This is a genomic window from Psychromonas sp. MB-3u-54 (genome assembly GCF_002836415.1).
Taxonomy (GTDB): Bacteria; Pseudomonadota; Gammaproteobacteria; order Enterobacterales; family Psychromonadaceae; genus Psychromonas.
Genome location: NZ_PJBP01000169.1, coordinates 44,098 through 50,097 on the forward strand (window position 1 = coordinate 44,098; position 6,000 = coordinate 50,097).

Genomic DNA, 6,000 nt, shown 5'->3' on the forward strand with positions numbered 1-6,000 from the left:
CTAGGTGCAGCACTCGCGGTTGCCCCATCCTCTTTTAGGAGAGGCTTATCACCGGCTGTACTCGCTATTTGATTTAGTACAGCATTTGAGGTTAAATATTTGCTCTCGGGCGATAGCGGATCCATTAGCCGCATGTAAGGTATTTAACTGAATTGAACAAAGTAAGTCTTTGTCTTTGAAGCCTAGAAATGATTCGAGCTGCTTACGATTTACGTGATATCTTGCAGATTTATCTTCACAAGAAGACAAAATTGTCACACGAGAGGGGCGAATAAAATCATAAGACTCGATGAATTCATTTCGTTTGGTGGAGGAGTTGTTATAGGTGCTGCTGCTTTCTATCTTGCTCCCCAGATTAAAAAAAGACAGGCGGTTTTCTAGTTTTAGGATCAGGGCGAGAACAGCGTTGTTAAGATGACCGGTTTTCAAAACAAGCCGTTGCCTATGATTTATACTCGTTTTGATATTCCAATACAGAGTAAGCCTGTCGAATATAATGATTGATTGCAAAGCAAGCAGGTAAAGTATAAAACCTGTCAGGAAACATATCAAAGGGCAGTACTATGGCAAAAATTTTTTCAATAATATAGGATACTTTCTGCGTTTTTTTCGAAGGTTTAATCACTTCAAAGCACATATTTTTCTCAAGTTAAGAAGCGATATTCACATTTTCATTATCAAGGTCACTCTATAATAGTCCACATCTTCTACACCCATCGAAGATAAATGTTTGCCAGGCGAATAGATGGCCACAAGCAGGGCAGCTATTTATAAAGTTACGATTATGTTTAACGCATGATGTAAACAGCGGCATTGGTGAGCGACAATTAATAACGCCACCTTCTTTGATACAAGCAAGGCAAGGTTGTATCAAAACCGGGTATGAGCGTCCTGCCTTTTTGCGCTAATGTTAATATAACGGCAAAAAATATGAGGCAAATGCGGCTTTAGATTGTGTTTTATTGCATTTGCACCGCTAAATGCTAAGCTTAAATTATAATTATATTAAAAATGGAGATCTTTTTATGAATGCATTACTTAAACCTAACCAGTCAGAAGTGTTAATGAAAGCTTTTAACAATGCTTGCGACGCTTTAAAACTGGGTATTAAAGAAAGATCTCAATTACTGGGTGTAAACAGAGCGACTTTAAATCGTCATGCTCAGCGTGGGTTTTCTCCAGAGTCAAAAACATGGGAGCTTCAGCTTCACTTTATTAGACTTTATCGTTCATTATATGCCATTGCAGGTGGAGATTCAGCGTTTATGTATCATTGGTTTCAGACGGACAACACGGCTTTAAATGGCGTGCCGGCAGCGATTATTTTGAAAATAGACGGTCTATTTAGAACCAATCAATATTTAGACGCTATGCGAGGTAAAGTTTAACTATGATAGAGCGTGTACTGTTAGAAATTGGTGAGTTACAACGGTTCAATGCTGATGTGACTCGCATCGTTGAGACACAAGAATATGCAGCAACAACAAGTCTCGTTGATGATTTAGACGAGCAATCATTATTAGAAGAACTGCTCGATGAAGTTAAGCCCAATCACCGGAAGGGAGCGGAGTGCCTGCATTATCTAATATCCACACCTTTTAGATACCCACCACTGAAACATGGTTCTCGGTTTGGCGATGTAACCATGCCCAGCTATTTTTACGCCAGTGAAGATGTAAAAACCGCTTTATCGGAATGCGCGTTTTATCGCTTTGTTTTTCTTGATGATATGTCTGTACCATACAACAAACCAATTAAATCAGAGCATATGTCATTTAGTGTAAATATAGATGCGCTAGCAACGGCTGATTTAACCAAAGTCGAATCAAAGGATATTGTCGCCGCACTTGCTTCCCCCGTAAACTATATTTTCACACAACAGTTAGGAAAATATTTAACAGAGAAAGGTGGCGCTACAGCATTAAGATTTTATTCTGCCAGAGCAAACGAAAATAAAGGTATTAACATTGCGGTTTCCAAGCCAGAGGTGATTATTTCAAAGAAACCAGAAAATAATATTAACTGGATTTGTCACACAACCGCTAAAAAAATCAGTTTTAATGCACATGAAAGTACACCGATATCATTTGATATCGACAGGTTTCTGATAAAGGGTGTATTGCCTAAGCTTTTATAAGCTATTAACGACACAGTTATGTGCCTTTACATTTACTGATTTACAAAAAGTCACAGTGTAACTCATTGTAAATATTGCTTTAATCCCTCCTTCTGGCTAATTATTAAAATAATTATATAGCAGCTATCTGAGATGAGTCATCAATTAGACCAATCCGCATAAGTAAATGGTCTAAAATTGCGCAGGAAAAAATAATGATAGCAAGACGTTTAATTGAGTAATAGCTGGCTATTGAGATTGAAAACAACGAAGCTAGCATTAATTTTAACAAGTAAGATAGGTCAGATATTTATGTGGATTGGTCTTATACAGAGGGCTTATTAAAACGTCTCAGGGTTTGATTGCTTGCTCTTCAAATTACGAAATATACGCAGATTTATCCCATAAAATGATGCAAGTAATAGGGCGGTTTGGCCCTTCACTGTATATTTCCTCCATTGATGAATCTTTCTTAAACTGTAATGAAGCGATACCTGATTTAGTGCTTCACGCTCAAAAAATAAAAAATCCGCCAGGCAGTATGAAAAGAAACCCGTTTGTGTTGGTAAAACACTTACTCTGGCAAAAGTGGCTAATCAGATTGCAAAAAAATGGCCTGAGTTTAATGGCAGCGACTATTTGCTCTACAGAAAAGCGTTTTACTTTCATTATGCTACCCACATAACGTTAAAATCATGCCCGATTTTATCGTTTATGTGGATCTTTTAATTGGGGGCCCATCAAGTCACTACCTATCAAAATAACAGATTTACACAACCGCAGGGGGATACTTGTTTTGCAGAAAACAGGGCTGCGCATAGTCGCATCCTGCTTTACAGACGTTTATTCCGTGATTATTTTGGGCGATTACTTATACAGCGTGCGACAACAGTAAATCACATTTGGCTGCGGCGCTAAAAACAGCTATAGTTCGCGTCTGAATTTAGTTATTGGTTGGAAATGTTCACTATGCCTGATGGGTCAAGCAGTACACTGACAGTTAACTCCCCCCTTGGCGTATATCAAGCGCAATTGGGTAGCAAGCTTGTTGACGATCCCTCACAACTACAAGCAATAACGGCTCTGGATGCACTGTTTAGCCAATTAAGTCAGCAAAGTACAACGTCACCTGGGCCCATTAAAGGGCTTTACCTGTGGGGTGACGTGGGACGGGGTAAAACATTTTTAATGGACTTGTTTTATGATTGCTTGCCACAGGAAGGCAAACTGAGACTGCACTTTCATCATTTTATGGCACGCATTCATCACGCCCTCAATGAGCACGCAGGTCAACAAGATCCCTTGGTGCTCATTGCCAAAGACCTGGCTAAAGAATGCCATATATTGTGTTTTGATGAGTTTTTTGTTTCCGACATTGGCGATGCCATGATACTGGCAGGTTTGTTTGCATCTTTGTTTAAACAAGGGGTGGTGTTAGTCGCCACGTCGAATATACCCATCGAGCGTTTATATGAAAATGGCTTAGCCCGGCATAAATTTTTACCCTGTATTGCCCTGCTACAACAACATACGCAAATGTTGCATCTGGACGGTAAACAAGATCACCGTTTACATCAACTAGATGCACAACAAAATGAAACCCGGTTTATCACCCTATCCAGGCATGTGGGCATGACCGGGGAAATGGATTTTTCGGCTATTTTTTCTGAACTAACGCAAGCCACTCCCTCGGCAAAAACCAACCATAGCAGCATCAACATCTGCCACCGTGAGATCACTGTGGTTTGCGCCACTGACAGTAATATTCCAAACTCAATTGTGTGGTTCGACTTTTACGCTTTGTGTGATGGCCCCCGTTCGCAACTCGACTACATGGAAATTGCCACTCGCTTTAATACTGTGATGATAAGTGGTGTACCGCAATTAGGTGGCCAGGTACGGGGATGGATTAAGGCCCGTGGCACCGAAGATGGCATAGGTGACAACCAGGCTGCCAGCACCGGTGAGCGTATATTATCTTATGCGGCTAATGACGATATGGCCCGGCGTTTTATCAGCCTAATTGATGAGTTATATGACCAAAAAGTAAGGCCCTATTTAATCTGTGATGTGCCATTGGCCGAACTTTATTTAGAAGGCGCACTGATATTTGAATTTCGCCGCACGTATAGTCGCCTGATTGAAATGAGTCAGGGCTAAGTAAGTTTTCTCAGAAGCAAAAAGTTGTTGTTAGGGGGATGCCATCCTTTACGTGTGTGACATGCCATTACTCATAAGCCTGTCACTTGTTTGGTTTAACCCGATGATCGAAGCAAGACAACTTGTTCCCCTAATTTTGGTGAAAATCAATATATAGAAACATCACCTGACGTTGCTCAAAGCGACTTAAAACAATATCTTCAATATTTTTTGTTGTAATACAGAATAATTTGTCTCTATTCTAATGCGCTATGGGGGCGTTTGCGCCTTAGCTTTCTGAGTCGCAAAGGGGCACAAACCGAGTTAGGATATAATCTTACCGTTAACGGAAATTCAAGATTAAAGACCTGGCACGAATGGCACTTGTACCATGGTATAATACCGTTTTATGGTCGCTAAACTAATAACGCCATACCCTACAACTCTAAATTCTTCGGTTATATATCATGAAAAAACTTCTAATTATTGGTTATGTTTGGCCAGAGCCTAACTCTTCTGCAGCAGGTAGTCGTATGATGCAGTTAATTAACTCTTTTCAACTGCAACACTATCAAATTACTTTTGCCAGCCCCGCACAACAAACGGAGCACATGGCTGATTTAAACGCTCTGAATATCGCAGTTGAAAATATCAATCTTAATTGCACCAGTTTCAACGATTTTATTGTCAAATTAGCACCAGATGCGGTGATGTTTGATCGCTTTATGATGGAAGAGCAATTCGGTTGGCGAGTCAGTGAGCATTGTCCGCAAGCATTACGTATTCTAGATACTGAAGATCTCTTTTGTTTACGCCATGCACGGCATCAAGCGTATAAAGAAAAGCGCAGTATCACCGACGAAAACCTACTAACGAGCGATTTAGCCAAACGCGAAGTTGCAGCCATATTTCGTTCAGACATCAGCTTAATGATTTCAAACGTCGAGATTGAGTTATTACAGCGACTGTTTAAAGTCGATGCCAAATTATTGCACTATTGCCCATTCATGCTCAATGAAGCGCAATTAACACAAGTAAACCCTCATTATCAACAACGACAAGACTTTATGGTTATTGGTAATTTTAGGCATGCCCCTAATTGGGACGCCGTGTTGTGGCTAAAACAACAAATATGGCCACTTATCCGTAAACAGTTACCTAACGTAGTACTGAATATTTATGGTGCGTATCCGCCGCCGAAGGCGACCGACTTACATGATGAAAAGTCAGGGTTTTTAGTCAAAGGTTGGGTAGATGATGCAGTACTTGCTATGCAAAGCGCAAAGGTGTGTTTAGCACCATTACGTTTTGGTGCCGGCATGAAGGGAAAACTAGCCGAAGCGATGTACTGTGCAACCCCGTCAGTAACAACAGATATTGGCGCTGAAAGCATGCAAACTGAACGCCCCTGGGCGGGCGCAATAGCGAATGATCCACAAGCAATTGCAGATGCTGCGGTAAAATTGTACCAAGAGGAAAGTATTTGGAAAACGGTGAGTGATTTAGGCCCTAAAAATGCAAAATTTATGTATCAACAAGAAAGTATCAATAGCGCATTGTCACAGTGTATTAGTCAACTAACCGATACGTTAACTTCACACAGACAAGCCAACTTTATTGGTAGCATGCTTAATCATCATCATCATAAAAGTACGCAGTACATGTCTCAATGGATTGACGTCAAAACGCAGCTGAAAGTTATTGTTGAAGGGGCTGATGAGCAGTAATGTAAATAAGTGGGGCCG

General features: G+C 40.5%; 5 protein-coding genes. 4 read left to right on the forward strand and 1 reads right to left on the reverse strand.

The genetic code is table 11. The features are described 5' to 3' along the window. Positions 1 to 48: 48 nt before the first annotated feature. The gene (locus tag CXF72_RS19415) at positions 49 to 429 is read right to left on the reverse strand and encodes a hypothetical protein (protein WP_157823263.1); all 381 of its coding nucleotides are present in this window, start codon (positions 427 to 429) and stop codon (positions 49 to 51) included. Positions 430 to 1,025: 596 nt separating this feature from the next. On the opposite strand from CXF72_RS19415, the gene CXF72_RS13475 reads away from it, so the two are divergent. The 4 genes from CXF72_RS13475 (at position 1,026) to CXF72_RS13495 (ending at position 5,982) form a co-directional block, all read left to right on the forward strand. After that, positions 1,026 to 1,388, forward strand: a complete 363-nt coding sequence (locus CXF72_RS13475) for an MbcA/ParS/Xre antitoxin family protein (protein ID WP_101039558.1) — start codon at positions 1,026 to 1,028, stop codon at positions 1,386 to 1,388. 2 nt (positions 1,389 to 1,390) lie between these two features. Continuing rightward, positions 1,391 to 2,137, forward strand: coding sequence for an RES family NAD+ phosphorylase (locus CXF72_RS13480; protein WP_101039560.1), 747 nt, complete (start codon positions 1,391 to 1,393; stop codon positions 2,135 to 2,137). A 948-nt stretch (positions 2,138 to 3,085) separates the two neighbouring features. Then, positions 3,086 to 4,276 carry a cell division protein ZapE gene (gene zapE / locus CXF72_RS13490; protein ID WP_101039564.1) on the forward strand — a complete coding sequence of 397 codons (1,191 nt, stop codon included), beginning with the start codon at positions 3,086 to 3,088 and terminating at the stop codon, positions 4,274 to 4,276. A 446-nt stretch (positions 4,277 to 4,722) separates the two neighbouring features. Then, positions 4,723 to 5,982 carry a glycosyltransferase gene (locus CXF72_RS13495; RefSeq protein WP_101039567.1) on the forward strand — a complete coding sequence of 420 codons (1,260 nt, stop codon included), beginning with the start codon at positions 4,723 to 4,725 and terminating at the stop codon, positions 5,980 to 5,982. The last annotated feature ends 18 nt before the right edge of the window (positions 5,983 to 6,000 follow it).

Coding starts and splice junctions, on each gene's coding strand:
- CXF72_RS13495 (WP_101039567.1), top strand. CDS start 4,723: ATGAAAAAACTTCTAATTATTGGTTATGTTTGGCCAGAGCCTAACTCT.
- CXF72_RS13475 (WP_101039558.1), top strand. CDS start 1,026: ATGAATGCATTACTTAAACCTAACCAGTCAGAAGTGTTAATGAAAGCT.
- zapE (WP_101039564.1), top strand. CDS start 3,086: ATGCCTGATGGGTCAAGCAGTACACTGACAGTTAACTCCCCCCTTGGC.
- CXF72_RS13480 (WP_101039560.1), top strand. CDS start 1,391: ATGATAGAGCGTGTACTGTTAGAAATTGGTGAGTTACAACGGTTCAAT.